We start from the raw sequence: 20,087 nt of genomic DNA on the forward strand, positions 1-20,087 counted from the left end.
TTCACTGGGGTAGCGGGGCATCGTCGCGCGCGACGGTCCGCCGGGCCACCCGCCAACCGTCCGGGGTGTGGCGCACCGTGTCGGACAGGGTGGTGAAGCGCAGTAGGGCGCTCGGGCCGGCGACCTTCGTGGCGATGATCTGCAAGTAGGCCGCGACGGTCAGCGTGCGCGCGTCGACGCGCTCGATATGCAGGTTGGTGATCACGTGCCGGTGCCGCTCCGCCTTGGCGAAGGCGCTCGCGGCGAAGTCGCGCGCGAACTGCGTGAGCGCCTCGGTGCCGACGACCGGGTTCGGGTAGCTGGGTGAGTCGAAGACCCCGTCGGGGGTGAAGGTCTCGGCCCATTCGCGCGCCGCGCCGGAGTCGATCAGATGGCTCTGCCTGCCGTAGAGCTGCTGGATGGCCGCGATCGTCTCGGGCTGTGGATGGGAAGTCATGGAAGCAAACCTCAAAGCTGGGCAAACCAGCGGAAGTGTGCGATAATCGCACGCATTGTCCGATACATGAACACCATAGGTGGCTCAGGTCACAAGGTCAAGGAGGGGATTCGGTGGCGAAGCTACAGCCACGCGAACAATCGGCAAACGACAGCGGCGCGATCGGCCCCGACCTGTCGAAAACACTGCACAACGGCCTGCAGATCCTGGAGTTGTTGGCACGCCGACCGCAGGGACTCTCGGTCACCGAGATCGCCGATCAGGTCGGCGTCCACCGCACAGTAGCGCACCGGCTCATTCGCACCCTGGAGTCGCACCGACTGTGCCGCCGCGACGACTTCAAGCGGGTGCTGCCCGGATTCGGCCTGGTCCGGTTGGCCGAACCGGTGGAACAGGATCTGCGCACACTGGCGCGCCCCGTCCTGGAGGAGCTGGCCGACGGCACCCAGGCCACCGCCCACCTGGTGGTGCGCGAGAGCGCGGCGGAGGTCCGCTCGCTCATGGTGGTCGAACCGCGCCGCGCGCCCATGCACATCGGCTTCCAGGTCGGCCGGGTGGACCCGATCGACCGGGGCTCGGCCGGACTCGCCATCCTCGCCGCACTCCCCCAGCAACCGGGCGAGCGCGCCGAAATCGCCGCGGCACGGCGACGCGGCTACGCGGTCTCACACGGCGAGCTCGTGCCCCCGGTGGTCGGCATCTCCGCCGCCGTCGCGGGACGGCACGGGGATGTGCTCGCCGCACTGGGTGTTTCCGTCTTCGACGGTGGGCGTGAAGCGGAACTCGGTGTCGCCGTGCAGGATGCCGCACGGCGACTGGCCACGCTGCTGCGCTGAGGCCGCAACTCCCACGCACAACGCGGTGCCTGCCGTGCGGTGATTGCGCACGGCAGATCGCTAGAACTCCGGAGCGGGCCGGATTTCCCCTGTCACCTCGCCGAAGGAGATGCGTTCACCATTCGGACCGGGCGCCCAGCCGTCGATGGTGACCGTATCGCCATCTTGGAGGAAGGTCCGCCGCGTGCCATCGGGGAGGGTGAGCGGTTCGGTTCCGTTCCAGGTCATTTCGATGAAGGAGCCGCGCTGGTCGGGGGCGGCGCCGGAGATGGTGCCCGAGGCGTAGAAATCGCCGGTGCGCACGGTGGCCCCGTTCACCGTGGTGTGGGCCAGCATTTGCGCCGGGGACCAATACATCTCGGCATAGGGCGGATGGGAGACGGTATGGCCGTTGAGGTGCACCGTCAAGGTCAGGTCGAGGCCCCAGGGTTCGGCGCCGCGCAGGTAGGGCAGGGGGCGCGGCTCCTGCGGCGGGGTCGGCACCCGCGCCTCGGTCAGCGCTTCCAGCGGCACGATCCAGGGTGAGATGGAGGTGGCGAAGGATTTACCGAGGAAGGGTCCGAGCGGGACGTACTCCCACGCCTGGATATCGCGGGCCGACCAGTCGTTGACCAGACAGACACCGAAGACATGTTCGGCGAAATCGTCGGAGCCGATGCGGGTTCCCGGCGTGCCGACGACGAATCCCACCTCGGCCTCGATATCGAGCCGGACCGACGGACCGAAGACCGGTTCGGCATCGGTGGGCGCTTTGCGCTGACCGAGGGGTCGGGTGACGGGCGTTCCGGAGACGACGATGGTGCCCGCCCGGCCGTGGTAGCCCACCGGCAGATGCTTCCAATTCGGCAGCAGCGCCGCCGAATCCGGTCGGAACATCCGGCCCAGGTTGGTGGCGTGCGCCTCGCTGGCATAGAAGTCGACATAGTCGCCGACCGCGATGGGCAGCAGTAGCGTCACCTCGCCGACCGGATACAGCAGCGTGTGATCCGCGCGCGTCGCATCGGTGAGCAGTTCGACAATGCGCGCCCTGGTCTCGCGCCAGAAGTCGCGCCCGCGCGCCATGAAGTCGTTCAGCGTCGGCCGGGCGAATACCGTATCGCCCAGTGCCGCGGCGAGATCCAATACCTCGTCGCCGATGCGCACACCCACCCGCGCCGCACCACCTGCGGGCGCGAAGACGCCGTAGGGCAGGTTGGCCGGGCCGAATCCGGAGCCCTCCGCAACATTTGCCCAGGTCACTGTGAAATCCCTTCCTCGAGTAGGCCCAGCGCCGCCGCCTCCGCGGCCGGGGTGTGCGTACTGCACGAACCGTAGCTGGTGAACAAGCGACGCGTGGCCGCGATGGCGGCCGGATCCAGTGCGGCACGGCTGATCAGCGCGGCGCCGTCGGCCAGTGCCAATACCGCGGCGACGTCCGCGACCGGCTCCCCTTGCGCTGCGGCGGCCGAGGCCAGCAGCAGGTTCAGGTAGCCGTGGTGGGTGAATCCCGTTGCCGCGTCGGTATATCGCACGGCGTGATGCAGGCCCGCCGTCGCCTTGACCGCAACGCCCGCGCGAGCCGCCGCGACCAGCGCCTCGGCCAGTTCGCCGACCGTGGGGAACAATTCGGCGCGAACGCCACCGCAGCGCAGCTTCAATCCCGCACCGTGCTCGACCAGCGTCGCCAGCAGGTCCGGAATATCGGCGTATGCCGCAGGCTCGACGAAAATCGGTACACCTGCGGGCAATTGGGCGATCACCTCGGCCACCGCCTCCGAAGTCTTGGCGAGCGGGAATTCGATGACCGCCAAGGTGAGTCGCGGATCGTCCGCGACGACCGCGAGCACCGCCGCGAGACCGTCGAGCCCGGTATCGGCGATCAGACCGACCCGGATCCGGTCCGCAGCCGTCAACTCCTCCCGCAGCTCCTCGATCCTGCTTGCGGGACAAAGGAATCGGTGCGTGAGCATTGAACCCGATGCCGCGAGGTCGCCGCGATATCTGGCCACGGCCTGCGGCATGGCAAGCGCGGTCGGCGGGAACAGGCCCGCATCGTCGACCAGCGCGTCGACAAGTGCGCTCATGCCCTGTTGTCCAACCAACTGCGCGCGTACACACCGTCGTCGGCGACCGTGCCGCCCTCGCCCAACTGCAGCGGACGGAAGGTGTCGACCATGACGGCGAGCTCGTCGAAGAACTCCTTGCCCAGACTGCGCTCGACCGCGCCGGGTTGCGGACCGTGCGCGTGCCCACCCGGATGCAGCGAGATCGAACCCTGGGTGATGCCCGTGCCCTTGCGCGCCTCGTAATCGCCGCCGCAGTAGAACATCACCTCGTCGGAGTCCACATTCGAGTGGTAGTACGGCACCGGCACCGACAGCGGGTGGTAGTCCACCTTGCGCGGCACGAAGTTGCAGACCACGAAGTTGTTGCCCTCGAACACCTGATGCACGGGCGGCGGCTGATGCACCCGGCCGGTGATGGGTTCGAAGTCGGAGATGTGGAAGGTGTAGGGGTAGAGGCAGCCGTCCCAACCGACCACGTCGAACGGATGCTGCGGCACCACGTACCTCGTGCCGGTGATACCGCTCGCGCCACGATGTTTGACCAGCACCTCGGCCTCGCCGGTATCGAAGACCAGCGGCTCCTGCGGACCGTGCAGGTCACGTTCGCAGTACGGGGCATGCTCGAGCAGTTGGCCGTAGCGCGACAGGTAGCGCTTGGGCGGGGCGATATGACTGTTCGCCTCGATAATGTAGGCGCGCAACGGATTTCCGGGCTCGGGCAGCCAGCGGTGGGTGGTGGCGCGCGGCAGCAGGACATAGTCGCCGGTGCGGAAGGGCAGCACGCCGAAGACGGTTTCCACCGTGCCCGCGCCGTCTTCGATGTAGACGCATTCGTCACCGATGGCATTGCGGTACAGGGGGGAGGTCTCGCCCGCCACGACATAGGAGATGCGCACATCCTCGTTGCCGAGCACCAGCCGCCGACCCGTGACCACGTCGACGGATTTCCACTCCTCGCCCGCGAACAGTTCGGGCAGTCGCAGGTGTCGCGGCAGGAGCGGGGCGTTCGGGGTCAGCGACAGGTCGCCCGGATCCCAGGACTGTGCCGACACGATGGCCGACGGGATGCCGCGGTGGTAGAGCAGGGAGGAGTCGCTGGAGAAACCCTCCTCACCCATCAGTTCCTCGTAGTACAGGCCGCCTTCGGCGGTGCGGAACTGGGTGTGACGCTTCGGCGGGATCTCGCCCACCCGACGGTAGTACGCCACGTCGTGCCTCCTCGTTCGAGCGGTGCTGGGCAATTGCCGCACCACAGGTGCTGAGTACTTGCCGCACTCAGGGGTGCCGAGTGCTTGCGCACCGGTGGTGCTGATTACTTGCCGCACCAGTGGTGCGATAATCGCACCCTTAGTGCACTATTTACACTCTCACGGTAGAGAGTGACCCGGACCACGTCAAGGCGGCCGCACACTACGCTGACCACCATGGCTTTCTCCGCCGCCGCGCCGGACCGCGCCGGATCCAAAACCCTGGACAGCGGGATCCGCATCCTCGATGCGCTCGCCGCACACCCCGACGGCTTGACCACCACCGAAATCGCCGCCGCCGTCGGCGTGCACCGCACCGGCGTCTACCGGCTGCTCGGCACCCTCGCCCAGCACGGGCTCGTCGGCCAGGACGAACGCAACCGCTACCGACTCGGCCTGCGGATAGTCGAACTCGCGGGCGCGGTGCGCGCCGAATTGCAGTCCATCGCGCGCGCCCCGCTGGCCGCGCTCGCCGAAAAGACCGGGGCCACCGCCTTTGTCACGGTGCTCGACGGTATGGAGGCGGTGAATATCGCGGTGGCCGAGCCGCCGGGCGCGCAGGTGCACATCGCCTATCGGCTCGGCACCAGGCATCCACTGGAGCAGGGGTCCTCCGGTTTGGCGATCCTGTCCGCACGGCCCGCGATGGCAGGCGAGCGCCCCGAGGTGGAACTGGCGCGCGGGCAAGGGTATTCGGTGAGCACGGGCGAATTGCAGCGCGGCGCGTGGGGTTTGGCCGCGCCGATCATCGCGCACCGGGGGTCCGCGCAGGCCTCGGTCGGGGTGGCGGCGCTCGAACCGTTGGACGAGGCCGCGGTGGCACGGCTGGTCATCGAGACCGCGGCCGCGATCGGACGGCAACTCCCCTGATGCCCAACGAATCGGGTCGCGCTCGAGATGCCGCCGCCACCAGGGTCGCCCTGCTGACGGCGGCGCAGGCGCTGTTCGCCGAGCGCGGCTATGAGCGAGCGACCGTACGGGAAATCGCCGCGCGGGCGGGGGTGAATCAGGCGCTGCTGTTCCGCTATTTCGGTTCCAAGGACGAACTGTTCCGCGCCGCCATCGCCGATACCGGGCGGCGGATGCTCACCGAGGGCAGCGCCGAGGGGCTGCTCGGACGGCTGCTCGCGCGGCTGCTGGCCCAGACCGACGCGGCGACCGGGGTGAGTTGGCTGCAGGCCGGGCTGCGCTCGGGCGGGCACGACGAGGGAGTCTCGCTGATCCGACGCGAACTCGGCGACGAGTATGTGCGCGCGATGGCAAGCCTCACCGCCGAACCGGACGGGGAGTTGCGGGCCGATCTGGTGCTGGCCTGGCTGCTGGGGATCGTGCTGATGCGTTCGGTGCACCAGCGCGAACCGCTGGCCGGGGCCGATCCGGCCGAGGTTGCCGCTCATGTGCTGCGCGCGTCCGCCGCGCTGTTGCCCGGTATCGACCCGAATTTCCCACCCGCATAGCGATATTCATTCGTTGACGCCTCCATGTGGGCTCCCTAACATCGATAGATGTAAGCAATCGCTTACATCTATGGACGCCGTCCGGGCCGGTGAAGGAGACCCGCATGACCGTGAATACCGAGGTGCGTCACTATCCCTTCGACGAGCCGGTGCGACTGGATATCCACCCGCTCTACGCCAGACTGCGCCGGGAAGAGCCGGTCTCGCGCATCCGACTGCCGCACGGCGGTGACGGATGGCTGGTCACCCGCTACGCCGATGCCAAATTCGTGCTCGCGGATCACCGCTTCAGCCGTGCGGTCACCGTGGACCGCGAGGACATTCCACGCACCACACCCCGCCCCTCCCCGTCCGATTCGCTGCTCAGCATGGACCCGCCCGAGCACAGCAGGCTGCGCAAGCTCGTCGCCAAAGCCTTCACCGCGCGGCGGATCGAACAGTTGCGTCCGCGCGCCCAGCAGATCGTCGACGAGCGACTCGACGCCATCGAGGGCCGCACCTTCGACCTGGTGCGGCAACTCGCGCTGCCGCTGCCGGTCACCGTCATCTGTGAAATGCTCGGCGTCCCACCGCAGGATCAGCCCCGCTTCCGCGAATTCTCCGATGTGGCGCTCACCAGCACCGCCCATACCCGCGCCGAGGTGGATGCCGCGCGGGCGGGTTTGGAGACCTACCTCGGCGAACAGGTGGCCCAGCGACGTAGCGAACCCTCCGACGACCTGCTCGGCGCACTCGTCGAGGCGCGCGACAGCGACGATCGGCTCAGCGAGCAGGAGCTGGTCAATCTCGGTATCGGCATCCTCATCGCCGGACACGAGACCACCGCCAACCAGATCGCCAACTTCACCTATCTGCTGCTCAGCGAGCGCGAGCAATGGGAGTTGCTGCGGGACAACCCGGATCTGCTTCCCGGCGCGATCGAGGAGTTGCTGCGCTATGCGCAGCTCGGCACCGGTGGATCCTTCGCCAGGGTGGCCACCGAGGATGTCGAGGTCGGCGGGGTCACGGTGCGGGCGGGTGAGTCGGTATTCGTCAACACGCAGTCCGCCAACCGGGACGAGTCCGTCTTCGAGGAGTCCGCGCGGCTCGATCTGGCGCGCGAACACAACCCGCACATGGCCTTCGGGCACGGCGCGCATCACTGCTTGGGCGCACAGTTGGCGCGGTTGGAACTGCAGATCGCCTTCGCGACGCTGCTGCGGCGCTTTCCCACGCTGCGTCTCGCCGTTCCGTTCGAGGAGGTGCCGTGGAAACGCGGGCTGCTGGTGCGCGGACCGGAGGAGTTGCTGGTTACCTGGTGAGTGTGCGCTCGGATCCCGGTGCGCCCCTGTCGAGAGGAGCTACAGATGACTGACCAACGGTGGCGCGTCGAGGTCGACCGCAACACCTGCATCGGCTCGGGTGTGTGCATCGGCACCGCGCCCGACCACTTCACCCTGGTCGACGGACATTCCAGCCCGAATGCCGAACTCGTCGACCCCGATGATTCGGTGACCGATGCCGCCGATTTCTGTCCGGTGGAGGCGATTCGGGTCCGGCTCGCGCACACCGGGGAGGTCTTGGCGCCCAAGCTGTGAGCGCGCGGCGTCTATCGGAGTCGCACCGCCGATAGACGCCAACCGGGCCGCGTCTGCTGCATTCGCGCCGCCAGCGCGAAGTGCCGCGCGCCGCGATCGTAGGCCGCGCTCACCTCCACCGCACCGCGCGTCACCATCGCGATATCCACCCGCGTCAACATCGCGACCCCCAGTTGCCTGCCGGGAACCAGGCCGAGTCGCAACAACGTTCGCACCGCGGCGACCACCGTCGGTTCGGCCACCGCCCCCAACTGCCCGATCGGCCGCCGCAAATCCAATACCTCCAGCAGCAGCCGCAGCGCCCGCTCCACGAACCCGCGCAGCCGCGCGTCGACAGGCGAAACCTCCTGCGCCGGTTTGTGTTCCCGTGCGGTTTGCCGCTCCTGCTCGGCACTGCTCCTGCACTTGCGAACCGCCCGCCCCTCCCGCCGCACCATCCCCCGCCGCTGCGGCCGATACTCCCCCACCGGCGGCTCGTTCCCCGGCGCGGGCTCCAACGAAGTCCACCGCTCAACCATCCGAAACCCCCTCGAATCCGTCCACCCCAACAGAATTCGCCCAGCCTCCCACCCCATCCCCACCCCGTAAACCCCCACCTCCCCAACCAAGCGCCCAACCAACAAACCGATCGGTCTGCACAACAATGGGCAATCATTCAGCAGGGCAACACGATTCGACCCAACATGCGTTCCCAGTACCAGCCCGACACACCCTCAAATCGGTCGAAAATCCAGATTCCCGGGCGTGTCGCACCAACTCACGGACGCCTGCGAGCAGGCACACTGCTCACCGCCGCCGATCGATTACGAGCCTTGGAAACGACGCTGCGGATCGATGGCGCCGGTATCGGCAGATTCGCGACACAATCCCCGGCGGATTCGCGACGAACTCTCCGGCAGATCAGCGACAGAACCATCGGCAGATTGACGACAACACCCTCGGCAGATTAGCGGCGACCAATTCGGCAGATTAGCGAAGAGAACTACGGCAGATTAGCGACGCAGTGTTCGGCAGATCGGCGACGCACGGTATCCTCCCACTATGCGCGAAGCCGTCGACTATCTCCCCAGGAAGGCCGCCTACCAGGTCAAAGAGGCCCTTGCCGACACCCGCGTGGTCATCGTCAATGGCGCACGCCAGACGGGCAAGAGTACCCTTGCCGAGCACTGTTTGGCCGGTCGCGAAGACGTCGTCCGCAGATACCTCGATGACCCGCTCACACGCACCTCTGCCCACGCCGATCCGAGTGCCTTCCTCGACGTGCCCGCGACCATGCTGATCGATGAGGTTCAGCGTGTCCCCGAACTCTGGCTCGCCATCAAGAACGCGGTGGATCGCGACCCGCGCCCCGGCCGGTTCCTGCTCACCGGTTCGGCACGGCTGCTCGGTCTGAGCACGCTGCCCGACTCCCTGCCCGGTCGCTCGGAGACGATCGAACTGTCGCCGCTGTCGCAGGGCGAGATCAATGGCGCCCCGGACGGCTTCATCGATGCCGCATTCACCGAAGGCGACCAGTTACGAATGAGCTCTTCGACATTGCGCAGGCGGGACTACCTCGAGATGGTTGCGCGTGGCGGCTATCCCGAAGCCGTGCGCCGCGAAGCGCCCCGACGGCGGGCGCAGTTCTTCAAGTCGTACCTGGACGACATCATGAGTCGGGATATCCACCAGGTGGCCCATATCCAGCGCGGCTCCGATATGCGCAGGCTGATCGGGGCATTGGCGGCACAAACCGGCGGAATGCTCAACTACAGCAGACTGTCTTCGGATCTCGGCGTGCCACTCGGGACGATTCGCGACTACATCGGGCTGCTCGAAGTCATCTATCTCATCCGACTCATCCCGGCCTGGTCGTCCAACGCGACCGCGCGGGCGCTCGCCACGCCGAAGTTGGTGTTCAACGATTCCGGACTGGCCGCCCACCTGCTCACCGGGATCACCAATGACTCGACCACCGGCGGGCTCATCGAGACCTTCGTGCTCGGCGAACTCCACCGGCAGGTCGGGTGGAGTCGGACGATGGTGCGGCTGTACCACTACCGCGATCGTGATGGAAACGAGGTGGACGCGATCCTGGAGGACAACGCGGGCCGGATCGTCGCCATCGAGGTGAAAGCCGCGCAAACTGTACGCGCCAATGACTTTCGAGGGCTACGGCTGTTGAAACGCCGTCTCGGCGACAGGTTTCACGCGGGCTTCGTACTCTACTGCGGGGATCAGCAACTGCCCTTTGGGGATGGGTTGTCCTGTGTTCCGATCAGTGCGCTGTGGACACAGGGGGTTTGAGCGGGTTCAGACCGATTTGAGGGTGGCCAGGTAGGTGTCGATCTCGTCGGCGAGGAAGGGGCATTCGGAGACCGGGTTGTCGCGGTGGCAGGGGAGGGCGAATTCGAGGTAGCGCTTGGCGGCGACTATTCGGTTCAGCTGCTCGTCCAGGGCGGCGAGGCGGGCGCGGACGACGTCGTGCCAGTCGCGGGCGCCCGCGCGGCCCGCCAGGAGTACGGAGATGTCGTCGAGGCTCATCAGGCCGGTGGACTGCCACAGTTGGATCATGGCCAGCCTGCGCACCTCGACCGGGGCATACCAGCGTTTGCCCGCGCGCTGCTCGGGGGTGATGAGGCCCTGGCGCTCCCACCACCGCAGCGTCGATGCTGCCACGCCGAGCAGGTCCGATACCTCACCGATGCTCATCAACCGATCTGCCATGTATTGATTACACCTGGTCAGGGCCGATCCAGTCGCATCTGCGGGTGGGCGAGCTGCCATGGGGCCTGCGCGCTGTCGGCGAGTCGGCCGAAATTGGTGTTGAAGAAGGTGCGCAGGTAGCCGCGTTGCAGGTCGATGGAGTCGGTGACGGGGATGGTGCCGATGCTTTTCGCGGCATCCTCGTGCGGCACGACCCCGGCCGCGGCGAGCTGCGACAACACGACCTGAAGGTCGCTGAAGGACATGTGCAGTGAATCTCCCAGCGCGACGGCGAGTTTCGCGCCACGCGAATGTTCGAAGAAGTCCCGGCGCGAGGGCTCCCAATTCAGGAAAGCGCCCTCACCCGAGCTCATGAGCAGGAAGGGCCGGTCGACGCCCGCGTCACGCACCGAGCCGAAGATGCTGCCATCCATATCGACGCCCGCGCGGATCCTGGGATCCTCGAGCATCGCCTGGGCCGAGGTGGCGCCGCCCAGCGAATGTCCGAACATACCGACCGAGGACAGGTCCAGGACTCCGCCCAGACCTGCGGGCAGCGGACGCTGCTCGGCATCGGGATTGCGGCCCGCGACCACAGCGGCCAGAGCATCGAGGGCGTATCGGGCGTCGTCGACGCGGGCCTGCACCAGCCCCGGCAGCTTGGACTCCAGATCGACCTCGATGCCGGGGATCTGCCGAACCACCCGATCACCGGGGAATACCACCGCACCCACGTCACCGGGATGATCCAGGGCCGCCACCACGTAGCCGTGGCTGACCAACTCCTCGATGAGCGCCGCCCCGACCATCGAACTCGAACCGAATCCCGGCGAGTACAGCAGTATCGGACGCGGACCCGCCGCCGCGGGCGCGCCGACCCTCGCGTGCGAGTTCCCCAGTCTCCAGTCGCCTGCCCCATTGGCGTACTTCGTCACGTATTCGCGGAAGTCGTCAACTACCGCTTCAGGCGCCCATGTGTCGGCGGGCCATTTTTCGGCGTCGACGGCGGGGTAGAAGATCCGCAGTGGGAATTCCCGCTTGCGCCCGTTGTTGAGCACCTCGTCGACGCGATTCTCATCGACCAGATGCAGCGACACGACACCGATCGATTCGGACCCGGTCGGGGCGGGCAGCGTCACCACCGGGGCATCCGCCTGCGCCACGGCGGTTTTCACGGGAACAATCAGGAGCGCGGCCACGAGTAGTGCGCGCAACGCGATTCTCACGACGAACATCCTCCCGCAGCCGAACGGGGCGGACGCCACCGGTTCTCTTAGGGCCGCTAACTTTTGGTGAGCCTACCGGTCGTCCGACCAATACAGGGCGAAGACAGGGAATACGTGAGCAACGCGACGTGACGAATTCGATCGTGCGGGCCAAACCCACTGCGACGCAGTCGATACCGCTTCTTCGCGGTGTCGCGTCCTCAGCCGCCGCAGCCGATGCGATCCACCGGGCGATCACTGCGCGCCGCCGCCGGAAGTTGGCTGATGCGAGTATTTCCCCATGTCACTGACCGTCGCGGCGCTGGCGCTGCGCGTGCGGAAGCTGCCCCCGTCCTGCGGTCCGGTCCGCATTGTCGCCATCGACGGGCCGAGCGGCGCTGGTAAATCCACCCTGGCCCGGCGCCTGGCCCGCGCCGCCGCCGCACAGGCGGTGACCTCCGATGATTTCCCGGTCCCGTGGGACGCGGATCCATTGGTATGGTGGCCGCCGTTCGCGGCCGAGGTGCTGACTCCGCTATCCGCGGGACAACCGGGAAGTTACCGACCCTACGATTGGAAGCACGGCCTCTACCGCCCTCGGCGCATCATCGCGGTCGCGCCCGTTCTCATTGTCGAGGGCGTCGGCGCAGCCGCCGGAGGATCGCCTGTCGCGTATCGCATCTGGGTGGACGCCCCGCGCAAACTGCGTAGGCGGCGGGTCCTGCGCCGCGACGGCAGTGCGGTCGCCGCGGCCTGGGATGCCTTCGAGGAGCGCGCCGCCACCCACTTCGCCGCCGACCGCACCGAAACACGCGCGGACCTGATTCTGGACGGGGCAGCCCTGCCGGCCGGTCAATAGCCGTAGCGGCACACTGTTCGGCAACGGGGATAGCGCGGCCGCCCACCTACAATCGCGGGCATGAGCGCACAGACCGGTTCGCTGGTTCCCATCGTGGCCGATCTCGATGCGGTGACCGCCGTCGGCGTGGAGGACGATCCGACCGCCGTCGGGGTGTCGGCGGCGGCGATCGAGGCGATCTGGGAGTCGGTGCGGGACTGGTATCGGCTCGGCACCACACCGGCGATTCAGGTTTGTCTGCGCCGGGATGGTCGGGTGTTGCTCGATCGTGCGATCGGGCACAGTTCGGGCAATGCGCCGAGCGACGGGCCGGAGGCGGTCAAGGTTCCCGTGTCCACCGAGACTCCGTTCTGCGGCTTTTCCACCGCGAAAGGCGTTGCCGCGGTGGTGGTGTCGATGCTCATCGAGGACGGTGTGTTCGCCCCCGAGGATCCCGTGGCGAAATACATTCCGGAGTTCGCCGCGAATGGCAAGGCGCACATCACCATTGGCTCGGTGCTGTCGCATTCGGCGGGCATTCCTTTTCTCACCGCGCCGTATCGCGGATTCGATGTGGTTCTCGACGAGGAATTGGCGGTGCGCGCGCTCGCCGATCTGCGCCCCGCCTGGCCCGCCGATCGATTCCGGGTCTATCACGCGCTCACCGGCGGGCTGATTCAGCGCCTGCTGGTGCAGCGCGCCACGGGGAGGCGGATGAACGACCATCTGCGCGAACGGGTGCTCGATCCGCTCGGCTTCCGATGGACCGCTTTCGGTGTGCGCGAGGAGGATGTCGATCAGGTGGCCCCGAGTGTTCCGATCGGCCCGGCCCCGTCGAAGGTTTGGCGCTATCTGGCGCGGCGTGCCCTGGGCGGTGGGATGGGCGGCCACCTGTCCGATACCAAGACCCGCGCCTTCCTCACTGCCGAACTGCCCTCCGGGAATCTCGTCACCACGGCCGCCGAACTCTCGCGCTTCTACGAAATCCTGGCCCGAGGCGGCGAATTGGACGGTGTGCGCGTCCTCGGTAGGGAGGCGCTGCGGCAATCGGTCCGGCCTGCTCCGTGGTTGCCCGGCGCGGCAGGCCGGGTGAGCCGGGCGGGCTACGAACTCGGCGGCCGACGTTCCAAATTCGGCCGCGACACCGAATCCCATTTCGGCCGAAGCGGACTCACCACGCAGTACGGCTGGGCCGATCCGGCGCGCGGTCTCTCGGGGGCCATCCTCACCACCGGCAAGGCGGGTGCGGACGCGAACCGGCCATGGCGGTTGTGCGCCCAAATCTCGGCCGCCATACCGCGATTCTGATCCGGACGCCGCTCACGCCGCGCCCGATGCCCTATCGGCCCGCGCCCGCTCGACGGCCGCCGTCATCATCCGATACGCGGGCAGCAGATCTTCATACAGTTGCCGACCCACCAGTGTCAGATCCACGGTGCGACTGGTTCTTTCGAACAGTTGCGCACCGAGGCGACGCTCCAGCCCCAGGATGGTCTGACTCACCCTGGTCCGCGAAATATCCAAACGCCGCGCCGTGCGCCCGAAATGCAGCTCCTCGGCCAGCGTCAGAAAGCTCTCCAGCTCCAACCGTTCCAGCACACCGTCGAAGGTAGCGCGTTATGCGCCGGAGGCGGTGTGCCGGTCCATGGCGTGCAGGGTGCCGAGCTTGTGACCGCGCGCGGCGGCCTCGATCTCGGCGGCGTCGGCACCGGATTCGATGAGGTCGATGAGGTGATCGTGCTCGAGCACCGATCCACCCGCCCGACCCGGTACGAAGGCAAAGGAGCTGCGCCGGGCCAGATCCAACCGCGCCCACTCGCCTACGGCCAGGCTGCGAATATAGGAGTTCGGACAGCGTTCCAGGATGACGCCGTGGAACTGATGGTTGAGTTCGGTGAAGGCGGCCGGGTCGAAGGTGTTGAGCGCCTGCTCCATCTGTCGGTTGAGCGAGCGGGCGCGCTTGATATCGGTTTTGCGCATGCGCGGCGCGGCCAGTGCGGTGGCGTAACCCTCGAGCAACGCGAGCGCCTCCATCGCCTGCCGATACGCACCGGTGTCCAAATGCGCCACGCGCGCACCGACATTGCGAATGAACTCCACATAGCCTTCGGCCTCGAGCCGCCGGATGGCCTCGCGCACCGGGACCGGACTGAATCCGAATTCGCGGGCGAGCTGTTCGAGAACCAGACGGTAGCCGGGGCCGTAAACGCCGGTCACGATGCGGGTCTTGATGGACTCGTAGGCGAGCTCGTGTTTGGACCCCGACGGCCGTGCGGCGATGGAATCGATGGACGCGCTGCGTGCTGGCACTTGATCTCCCGTGACCCGAGTTGATGATCATAAATGATAATCAACATGATTTACCGCCGAAAACCATGTTGACCTGCGATGTATACCACTGAAGCGGTCCTGGGGTATCCAGCTGTTGACACCGGGCGCACAGGTTGCGAATCGACCTGCGCGCGGTGCGCTTCCCGCCGCATCATCCAGCGATGACGGACGACGACCTGCACGCCGACTATGTCATTGTCGGCGCGGGCACCGCGGGCGCGGTGCTGGCCCGCCGACTGATCGAGCGCACGGAGGCGACGGTGCTGGTGCTGGAGGCCGGCGGGTCGGACCGGGATCCGGTCATTCGGGATCCGGCGCGCATGCACGAACTGTGGCATACCGCCGCCGACTGGGACTATTACACCGTGCCCCAGCCGCACGCGGCGGGCCGCTGCCTGCATATGCCGCGCGGCCGCGTGCTCGGTGGTTCGCACTCGCTCAATGCCACCATCTACGTGCGCGGCAATCCCGCCGACTACGACGAATGGGCCGCACTGGGCAATCCGGGCTGGTCCTGGCAGGAGGTCGAGCCGGTCTTTCGGCGGATCGAGCGCTACGACCGGCCCGCCGCCCATCGCGGAGACAGCGGAATCCTGCCGGTGCTCAGTGTTTTCGAGCCGGATCCGATTCAGCGGGCCATCATGGCGGCGGCCGAGCAGACCGGGATTCCCGTCAATCCGGACTACAACGGCCCGACCCAGGAGGGGATCTCCACCGTCCAACTCACCATTCACGACGGTGAGCGGGTGACCACGGCCGATGCATATCTCACACCGGCACTGGATAATCCGCGACTGACGCTGCGCACCGACGCATTGGTGCACCGGTTGGTCGTCCGCGACGGCCGGGCCACCGGAGTGACCGGTGTCCTCGCGGGACAATCGTTCACGGCGGTGGCGGACGAGGCGGTGCTGCTCACGGCGGGCGCCATCGATTCGGCGGCGCTGCTGCTGCGCTCCGGAATCGGCCCGGCCGAGGAACTGCGGGCCTCGGGTATCGCGCCGGTGCTGAATCTGCCCGGCGTCGGCCGCGATCTGACCGATCACTGGCTGGTGCCGGTCATCTTCGCGGCGGAGCGAAACATAGTCCACACACCCGGACTGCCACCCGCGCAGACACATCTGTTCTGGCACAGCGAATCCGGGCTCGCGGTCCCGGATCTGCAACCGCTGCACTTCAGTTCGCCGCTGTACGAACCGTGGATGTCCGGACCCGCCAATGGGTTCTCGCTCATGGCCGGTTTGGTACGGCCTTCCAGCGTCGGCACATTGACGGTGGCCGGACCCGACGGACCCACCGGAATCGATCCGAATGTCCTCGCCGAACCGCGGGATGTGCGGCGGCTCGCGGCGGCCGTGCGACTGTGCCAGGAGATCGGCGCCGCGCCCGCGCTGCGGAAATGGGGTGCGGTGCAGCGCTATCCGGGTCCGGGGGTGGGCGAGAACCTGTCCGGCTACATCCGCAGGACGGTCCTCACCTACCACCACGCCGCGGGCACCTGCCGGATGGGCACGGATCCGGGCGCGGTGGTCGATCCCGAACTGCGGGTGCGCGGCATCGACGGTCTGCGGGTCGCCGACGCCTCGATCATGCCCCGGATCACCACCGGAAACACCAACGCGCCCACGATTCTCATCGCCGAGCGCGCCGCCGACCTGATCGCGCCGTGATCAGTCCCCGTAGTGCACCCAGACGCCCTTGACCTCGGTGTAGGCATCGAGGGCGTAGGGACCCATCTCCCGCCCCCAACCGCTGGCCTTGAAACCACCCCACGGCGCGGTGGCGTCCGGGATCGCGGGCATATTCACATACACCGCCCCGGCGCGCACGCCCGCCGCGAGGCGATGCGCGGTGCCCAGATCCTTGGTCCAGATCGCCGCCGCCAGACCGTATTCGGTGTCATTGGCCCGATCGAAGAGTTCGTCCTGGTCCTCGTAGGTCAGCACCGGCAGGACCGGTCCGAAGACCTCCTCGCGGGCCAGTGTCATGGTGTCGGTGACGCCGCCGACCACGGTGGGCCGGTAGAAGAACCCCGATGCCAGTGCGCCATCGGCCCGCGCGCCGCCGCTGAGGATCTCCGCGCCTTCGACGCGCGCGGTGCCGACCAGCGAGTCCACCTTCGCCAGGTGTTCGGCCGAGACCAGCGGCCCCAGTTGGGTTTCCGGCGCGAGCCCCGGACCCAGTCGCAGCGCCGAGGTGGCCGCGGCCAGTTTCTCGGTGAATTCGGCGGCCCTGGCCCGATCGACGTAGAACCGCGACATGGCCGCGCACACCTGACCCGAATTCAGCAGCGCCGCCTGCACATTCCCGGCGACCGCGGCGTCGATATCGGCGTCGGCGGCGATGATGCTCGGCGCCTTGCCACCCAATTCCAGGGTGACCCGCTTCAGATTGCCCGCGCTCGCCGCGACGATGCTGCGGCCCACGGCGGTCGACCCGGTGAACGAGACCTTGTCCACGCCCCGATGCTCGCTCAGCGCGCGACCCGTATCCGGGCCGCCGGTGAGGATATTCACCACACCGGGCGGGAATCCGGCCTCCTGCAACAGCTCACCGAGCCGAATCGTGGAAAGCGGTGTCTGCTCGGCCGGTTTGACCACAATGGTGTTGCCGCAGGCGAGTGCGGGCGCGATCTTCCACGACGCGATCATCAGCGGGAAGTTCCACGGCGTGATGAGCGCGCACACGCCGACCGGTTCGCGCCGGGTGTAGGTGAAGGTGTCCGGGTAGCCGACGGAGTGCACCGCGCCGTCGAGTTTGGTGGCCCACCCGGCGTAGTAGCGGAAGTGCGCGGCCGTTGCCGCCACGCTCACACCCGTCGAAATCCCCAGCGGCTGGCCCTGATCCAGGGTTTCCAGCTCGGCGAGGCGCTCGCCTGCGCGCTCCACCAGTTCCGCGACCCGCCACAGCAGTTTGCCCCGGTCGTCCCCGGACATCCGGCCCCACGGGCCGCGCAGCGCCTGCCGCGCCGCCGCGACCGCCGCGTCCACCCCGGCCGGACCGGCCTCGGCGCAGCGGGCGATGGGTTGGCCGGTGGCCGGATCGACGGTGACGAAATCGGCGCCGCCCGGCGCGACCCACGCACCGTCGATGAGCAGTTGGCCCGCGTGTACGGGCACGAGCGTCGTCTCGGATGTCATCTCACTGGCCTTCCTGTTGTCCATGGCAGACCAAGATGTATCCCGGCGGCGGGTCGCCGGGTTTGGTGCTGCGCGACCGGTCCTTGCCCATGAGGGCACTTTCTGTTGTCGGCGGGCGCACTCGCGGTCGGATTCGCCGTGTGGGGCACGGCCTCGGCGCACGATGGGGTAATGGCGAACCAGAACTCGGTGGCGCACCAGAGGCAGGAACACCGGCTGTTGGGGGAATTGGTCCTCGGCCAGTTCCCAGCGCCCGCACCGCGGCCGCCGGTCGGTTCGAATCGCGGACCGCACTTCCTACTGTTGTACGGAGCGTGCGTGATTCGCCAGGAAGGTCGCCGAATCCGTTTGAGCAGTGATGATTTCGCACTGGTCGACACCTCGTATCCCTATTCGATCGGCCACGAATCCGCACCGCTGCGGGCGCTACTGCTCCCCCAGCGCAGTCTGCGGCTGCCCGCCGCCGACCTCGCGACACTCACCGCGACGCGGCTGCCCGGCGGGTACGGCGCCGCCGCCCTACTCGCGACGCTGCTCACCCAATTGGCCGCGACCGCACACACTTTCACCACGGTGCAACTGCTGCGCACCGCCGATACCGTGGTCGACCTGGTCACCACGGTGCTGGCGGGGCAACTGTCGCGGGATCCGGCGGAAACCATTGCCGCACAGGGCTCGCTGCTGCTGCGGGCCAAGGCGTACCTGGAGGAGCATCTGGACGATCCCGAGCTGACCCCGGCTGTGGTCGCGGCGGCTGCGCATGTCTCGACAGGGTATCTGCACAAGCTGTTTCGGGCCGAGGGCACGACCGTTTGCGGATGGATGCGCAAACGCAGGCTGGAATGCTGTCGGCGGGATCTGGCCGATCCGAGCACCTTCGCCCTGCCCGTCAATGCCGTCGCCGCCCGCTGGGGCTTCGTGGACGCGGCGCATTTCAGCAGGCTGTTCAAGCTCACCTACGGAATGCCGCCGCGCGAATACCGCATTCTCAGCGGGCTCGACAGTTGGCGCGGCCCGGACTATCCGGCGGTACGGGCCGGATGACCCTAGGGCCGCATGGCCGTCTGAACCAACGCGGTGTCGGTGAACTGCTCGAACTGGTGCACTCTCCCCGCTGCCAACCGCCAGACATGCACGAACCGCGCCGACATGGCATTGCCGGTGGCCCGGAAGGTGCCCGAATAGGCGCCGATGCCGATCACCACGCCCCCGCCGAGTCCGATCACCTCCGCCACGGTGGCGGTGTAGTCGTCCCATTCGGCCGCCAATCGTCCGAAGACGTTGTCGCGCACCGATTCCGGGCCGATGTAGGTGCCCGCGTACGGGAATCCGGCCATCTCGGTCCAGGCCACGTCGGCGGCCAGCGGCGCGAGCATGCCGGGCAGATCGCCGCGATCGGAGGCCGCGTAGTGGGCCTTGATCACCTCGAGATCACTGTTCACGAAATCATCCCTCTCGCTTGTCATACCGGTTGTGCGCCGTCCGGGTAGGACACCCGGCCGAGTTCGGCGATGTGCGCGCCGCCCGGCGCGTTGCGCACCGAGCCGTCCTGTCCGAGTCCGAAGAATTTGCCGGTGGAGCGCATGGCGTCCAGGTTGTAGAGCCAGGTGGCCGCCACCGGGATCAGGAATTCGCGGAAGGTGAAGACGTAGTGGTCCGGCGCGAGTTTCCACGTGGTGGCCAGGTCGACGTCACCGTGGCCGCGCTGCTCGCCGATCAGGCACTGCCAGCAGTATCGCTCGGAGCTGAGGTATAGGTGTTCGTAGAGGTGGTTGGGGCTGTAGCGGTAGACGGCGCGCCAGCCGATCAGGTCGCGGGTCGGACCGGGCACTTCGCCGCTCGGGGTGCGCCCGTCGCCGGGATCGACGGTGCCGGGGTGGAATTCCTGTGTCACCCTGGGCATTGCGGGAATCGGCTGCTCGGCGATGGTGGAGCTCACGCGGATCGTGCGGGCCGAGGGCAGGTGGACCAGATGCACCTCGGAGTAGTAGGGGCGCGCGGCGAAAGTCTGGTCGAGGAAGTAGACGCCCGCGGCGGACTCGATGGCCTGGTACCAGTCGCTGCCCGATTCCGCGCCGCGCGTCCAGTCCACCAGATCTGCGGTGCGGAAACGCAATTCGGTGTCGACGCCGTCCGATCGGCGCAATGTCCAGATCTGTCCGATCAGCGCGTCGGTGGGGGGCAGTCGATTGGCGTCGATACCCGCGGCGAATTCGTCCATCGCCTTCCAACCCGCCGGGACGGGACTGCCCGGATCGGGTCGAAATGTACTGGCTCGCATGCTATCTCC

At 67.6% G+C, this 20,087-nt stretch carries 22 protein-coding genes; 10 read left to right on the top strand and 12 right to left on the bottom strand.

Features of this window, described 5'->3' with window-relative positions; translation table 11 throughout:
• Window position 1: 1 nt before the first annotated feature.
• The gene (locus D5S18_RS02285; protein ID WP_120037479.1) at window positions 2-436 is read right to left on the bottom strand and encodes a nuclear transport factor 2 family protein; all 435 of its coding nucleotides are present in this window, start codon (window positions 434-436) and stop codon (window positions 2-4) included.
• 113 nt (window positions 437-549) lie between these two features.
• Between D5S18_RS02285 and D5S18_RS02290 the strand changes: the two genes are divergently transcribed.
• On the top strand, window positions 550-1,272 hold the full coding sequence (locus D5S18_RS02290; RefSeq protein WP_239003479.1) for an IclR family transcriptional regulator: 723 nt from the start codon (window positions 550-552) through the stop codon (window positions 1,270-1,272).
• A 60-nt stretch (window positions 1,273-1,332) separates the two neighbouring features.
• On the opposite strand, the gene fahA is transcribed toward D5S18_RS02290, so the two are convergent.
• From fahA to D5S18_RS02305, 3 genes are read right to left on the bottom strand one after another with little or no spacing between them, the layout of a single operon-like run.
• Window positions 1,333-2,511 (bottom strand): fumarylacetoacetase, encoded by a 1,179-nt coding sequence (gene fahA / locus D5S18_RS02295; RefSeq protein WP_120037481.1) that lies wholly within the window; start codon window positions 2,509-2,511, stop codon window positions 1,333-1,335.
• Window positions 2,508-3,335: a hypothetical protein gene (locus D5S18_RS02300; protein WP_120037483.1), complete on the bottom strand. Its 828-nt coding sequence runs from the start codon at window positions 3,333-3,335 to the stop codon at window positions 2,508-2,510. Before D5S18_RS02300 ends, fahA begins: the two co-directional genes overlap by 4 nt.
• Window positions 3,332-4,525, bottom strand: a complete 1,194-nt coding sequence (locus D5S18_RS02305; RefSeq protein WP_120037485.1) for a homogentisate 1,2-dioxygenase — start codon at window positions 4,523-4,525, stop codon at window positions 3,332-3,334. Before D5S18_RS02305 ends, D5S18_RS02300 begins: the two co-directional genes overlap by 4 nt.
• Before the next feature lie 216 nt (window positions 4,526-4,741).
• On the opposite strand from D5S18_RS02305, the gene D5S18_RS02310 reads away from it, so the two are divergent.
• The 4 genes from D5S18_RS02310 (at window position 4,742) to D5S18_RS02325 (ending at window position 7,598) form a co-directional block, all read left to right on the top strand.
• Window positions 4,742-5,434 carry an IclR family transcriptional regulator gene (locus tag D5S18_RS02310; RefSeq protein WP_120037487.1) on the top strand — a complete coding sequence of 231 codons (693 nt, stop codon included), beginning with the start codon at window positions 4,742-4,744 and terminating at the stop codon, window positions 5,432-5,434.
• Window positions 5,434-6,021: a TetR/AcrR family transcriptional regulator gene (locus tag D5S18_RS02315; protein ID WP_120037489.1), complete on the top strand. Its 588-nt coding sequence runs from the start codon at window positions 5,434-5,436 to the stop codon at window positions 6,019-6,021. The genes D5S18_RS02310 and D5S18_RS02315 overlap by 1 nt, the downstream gene beginning before the upstream one ends.
• 104 nt (window positions 6,022-6,125) lie before the next feature.
• Entirely contained in the window at window positions 6,126-7,322 is a 1,197-nt protein-coding gene (locus D5S18_RS02320; protein ID WP_120037919.1) for a cytochrome P450, read from the top strand.
• A gap of 45 nt (window positions 7,323-7,367) precedes the next feature.
• Window positions 7,368-7,598 (top strand): ferredoxin, encoded by a 231-nt coding sequence (locus D5S18_RS02325; protein ID WP_120037491.1) that lies wholly within the window; start codon window positions 7,368-7,370, stop codon window positions 7,596-7,598.
• Window positions 7,599-7,609: 11 nt separating this feature from the next.
• On the opposite strand, the gene D5S18_RS02330 is transcribed toward D5S18_RS02325, so the two are convergent.
• Window positions 7,610-8,116 carry an Rv3235 family protein gene (locus D5S18_RS02330; protein ID WP_147403821.1) on the bottom strand — a complete coding sequence of 169 codons (507 nt, stop codon included), beginning with the start codon at window positions 8,114-8,116 and terminating at the stop codon, window positions 7,610-7,612.
• A 523-nt stretch (window positions 8,117-8,639) separates the two neighbouring features.
• Between D5S18_RS02330 and D5S18_RS02335 the strand changes: the two genes are divergently transcribed.
• Window positions 8,640-9,884 carry an ATP-binding protein gene (locus tag D5S18_RS02335; RefSeq protein ID WP_120037495.1) on the top strand — a complete coding sequence of 415 codons (1,245 nt, stop codon included), beginning with the start codon at window positions 8,640-8,642 and terminating at the stop codon, window positions 9,882-9,884.
• 6 nt (window positions 9,885-9,890) lie between these two features.
• On the opposite strand, the gene D5S18_RS02340 is transcribed toward D5S18_RS02335, so the two are convergent.
• Both D5S18_RS02340 and D5S18_RS02345 read right to left on the bottom strand, forming a co-directional pair.
• Complete coding sequence (locus D5S18_RS02340; protein ID WP_158607776.1) at window positions 9,891-10,304, bottom strand: MerR family transcriptional regulator; 414 nt, start codon at window positions 10,302-10,304, stop codon at window positions 9,891-9,893.
• 17 nt (window positions 10,305-10,321) lie between these two features.
• A complete protein-coding gene (locus tag D5S18_RS02345; protein WP_158607777.1) occupies window positions 10,322-11,509 on the bottom strand; it encodes an alpha/beta hydrolase family protein in 1,188 nt (395 codons plus the stop codon).
• A 280-nt stretch (window positions 11,510-11,789) separates the two neighbouring features.
• Between D5S18_RS02345 and D5S18_RS02350 the strand changes: the two genes are divergently transcribed.
• Together D5S18_RS02350 and D5S18_RS02355 are read left to right on the top strand one after the other, a co-directional pair.
• A complete protein-coding gene (locus tag D5S18_RS02350) occupies window positions 11,790-12,347 on the top strand; it encodes a uridine kinase family protein (protein WP_120037501.1) in 558 nt (185 codons plus the stop codon).
• Between the two features lie 60 nt (window positions 12,348-12,407).
• Window positions 12,408-13,634, top strand: coding sequence for a serine hydrolase domain-containing protein (locus tag D5S18_RS02355; RefSeq protein WP_120037503.1), 1,227 nt, complete (start codon window positions 12,408-12,410; stop codon window positions 13,632-13,634).
• Window positions 13,635-13,646: 12 nt separating this feature from the next.
• On the opposite strand, the gene D5S18_RS02360 is transcribed toward D5S18_RS02355, so the two are convergent.
• A complete protein-coding gene (locus tag D5S18_RS02360) occupies window positions 13,647-13,925 on the bottom strand; it encodes a LysR family transcriptional regulator (protein ID WP_239003480.1) in 279 nt (92 codons plus the stop codon).
• Window positions 13,926-13,943: 18 nt separating this feature from the next.
• Complete coding sequence (locus D5S18_RS02365; protein WP_239003481.1) at window positions 13,944-14,636, bottom strand: GntR family transcriptional regulator; 693 nt, start codon at window positions 14,634-14,636, stop codon at window positions 13,944-13,946.
• Between the two features lie 182 nt (window positions 14,637-14,818).
• Between D5S18_RS02365 and D5S18_RS02370 the strand changes: the two genes are divergently transcribed.
• The gene (locus tag D5S18_RS02370) at window positions 14,819-16,327 is read left to right on the top strand and encodes a GMC family oxidoreductase (RefSeq protein WP_120037923.1); all 1,509 of its coding nucleotides are present in this window, start codon (window positions 14,819-14,821) and stop codon (window positions 16,325-16,327) included.
• Here D5S18_RS02370 and D5S18_RS02375 read toward each other — a convergent pair whose 3' ends face one another.
• Entirely contained in the window at window positions 16,328-17,797 is a 1,470-nt protein-coding gene (locus D5S18_RS02375) for an aldehyde dehydrogenase family protein (RefSeq protein ID WP_120037925.1), read from the bottom strand.
• A gap of 171 nt (window positions 17,798-17,968) precedes the next feature.
• On the opposite strand from D5S18_RS02375, the gene D5S18_RS02380 reads away from it, so the two are divergent.
• Entirely contained in the window at window positions 17,969-18,841 is an 873-nt protein-coding gene (locus tag D5S18_RS02380) for an AraC family transcriptional regulator (protein WP_147403822.1), read from the top strand.
• Window positions 18,842-18,843: 2 nt separating this feature from the next.
• Here the strand turns inward: D5S18_RS02380 and D5S18_RS02385 are convergent, their stop codons facing one another.
• Entirely contained in the window at window positions 18,844-19,239 is a 396-nt protein-coding gene (locus D5S18_RS02385; RefSeq protein ID WP_203236545.1) for a nuclear transport factor 2 family protein, read from the bottom strand.
• A gap of 20 nt (window positions 19,240-19,259) precedes the next feature.
• Entirely contained in the window at window positions 19,260-20,078 is an 819-nt protein-coding gene (locus tag D5S18_RS02390; RefSeq protein WP_120037509.1) for a molybdenum cofactor biosynthesis F family protein, read from the bottom strand.
• Between the last annotated feature and the right edge of the window lie 9 nt (window positions 20,079-20,087).

The sequence above is a fragment of the Nocardia panacis genome (assembly GCF_003598715.1).
GTDB classification, from domain to species: Bacteria; Actinomycetota; Actinomycetes; order Mycobacteriales; family Mycobacteriaceae; genus Nocardia; species Nocardia panacis.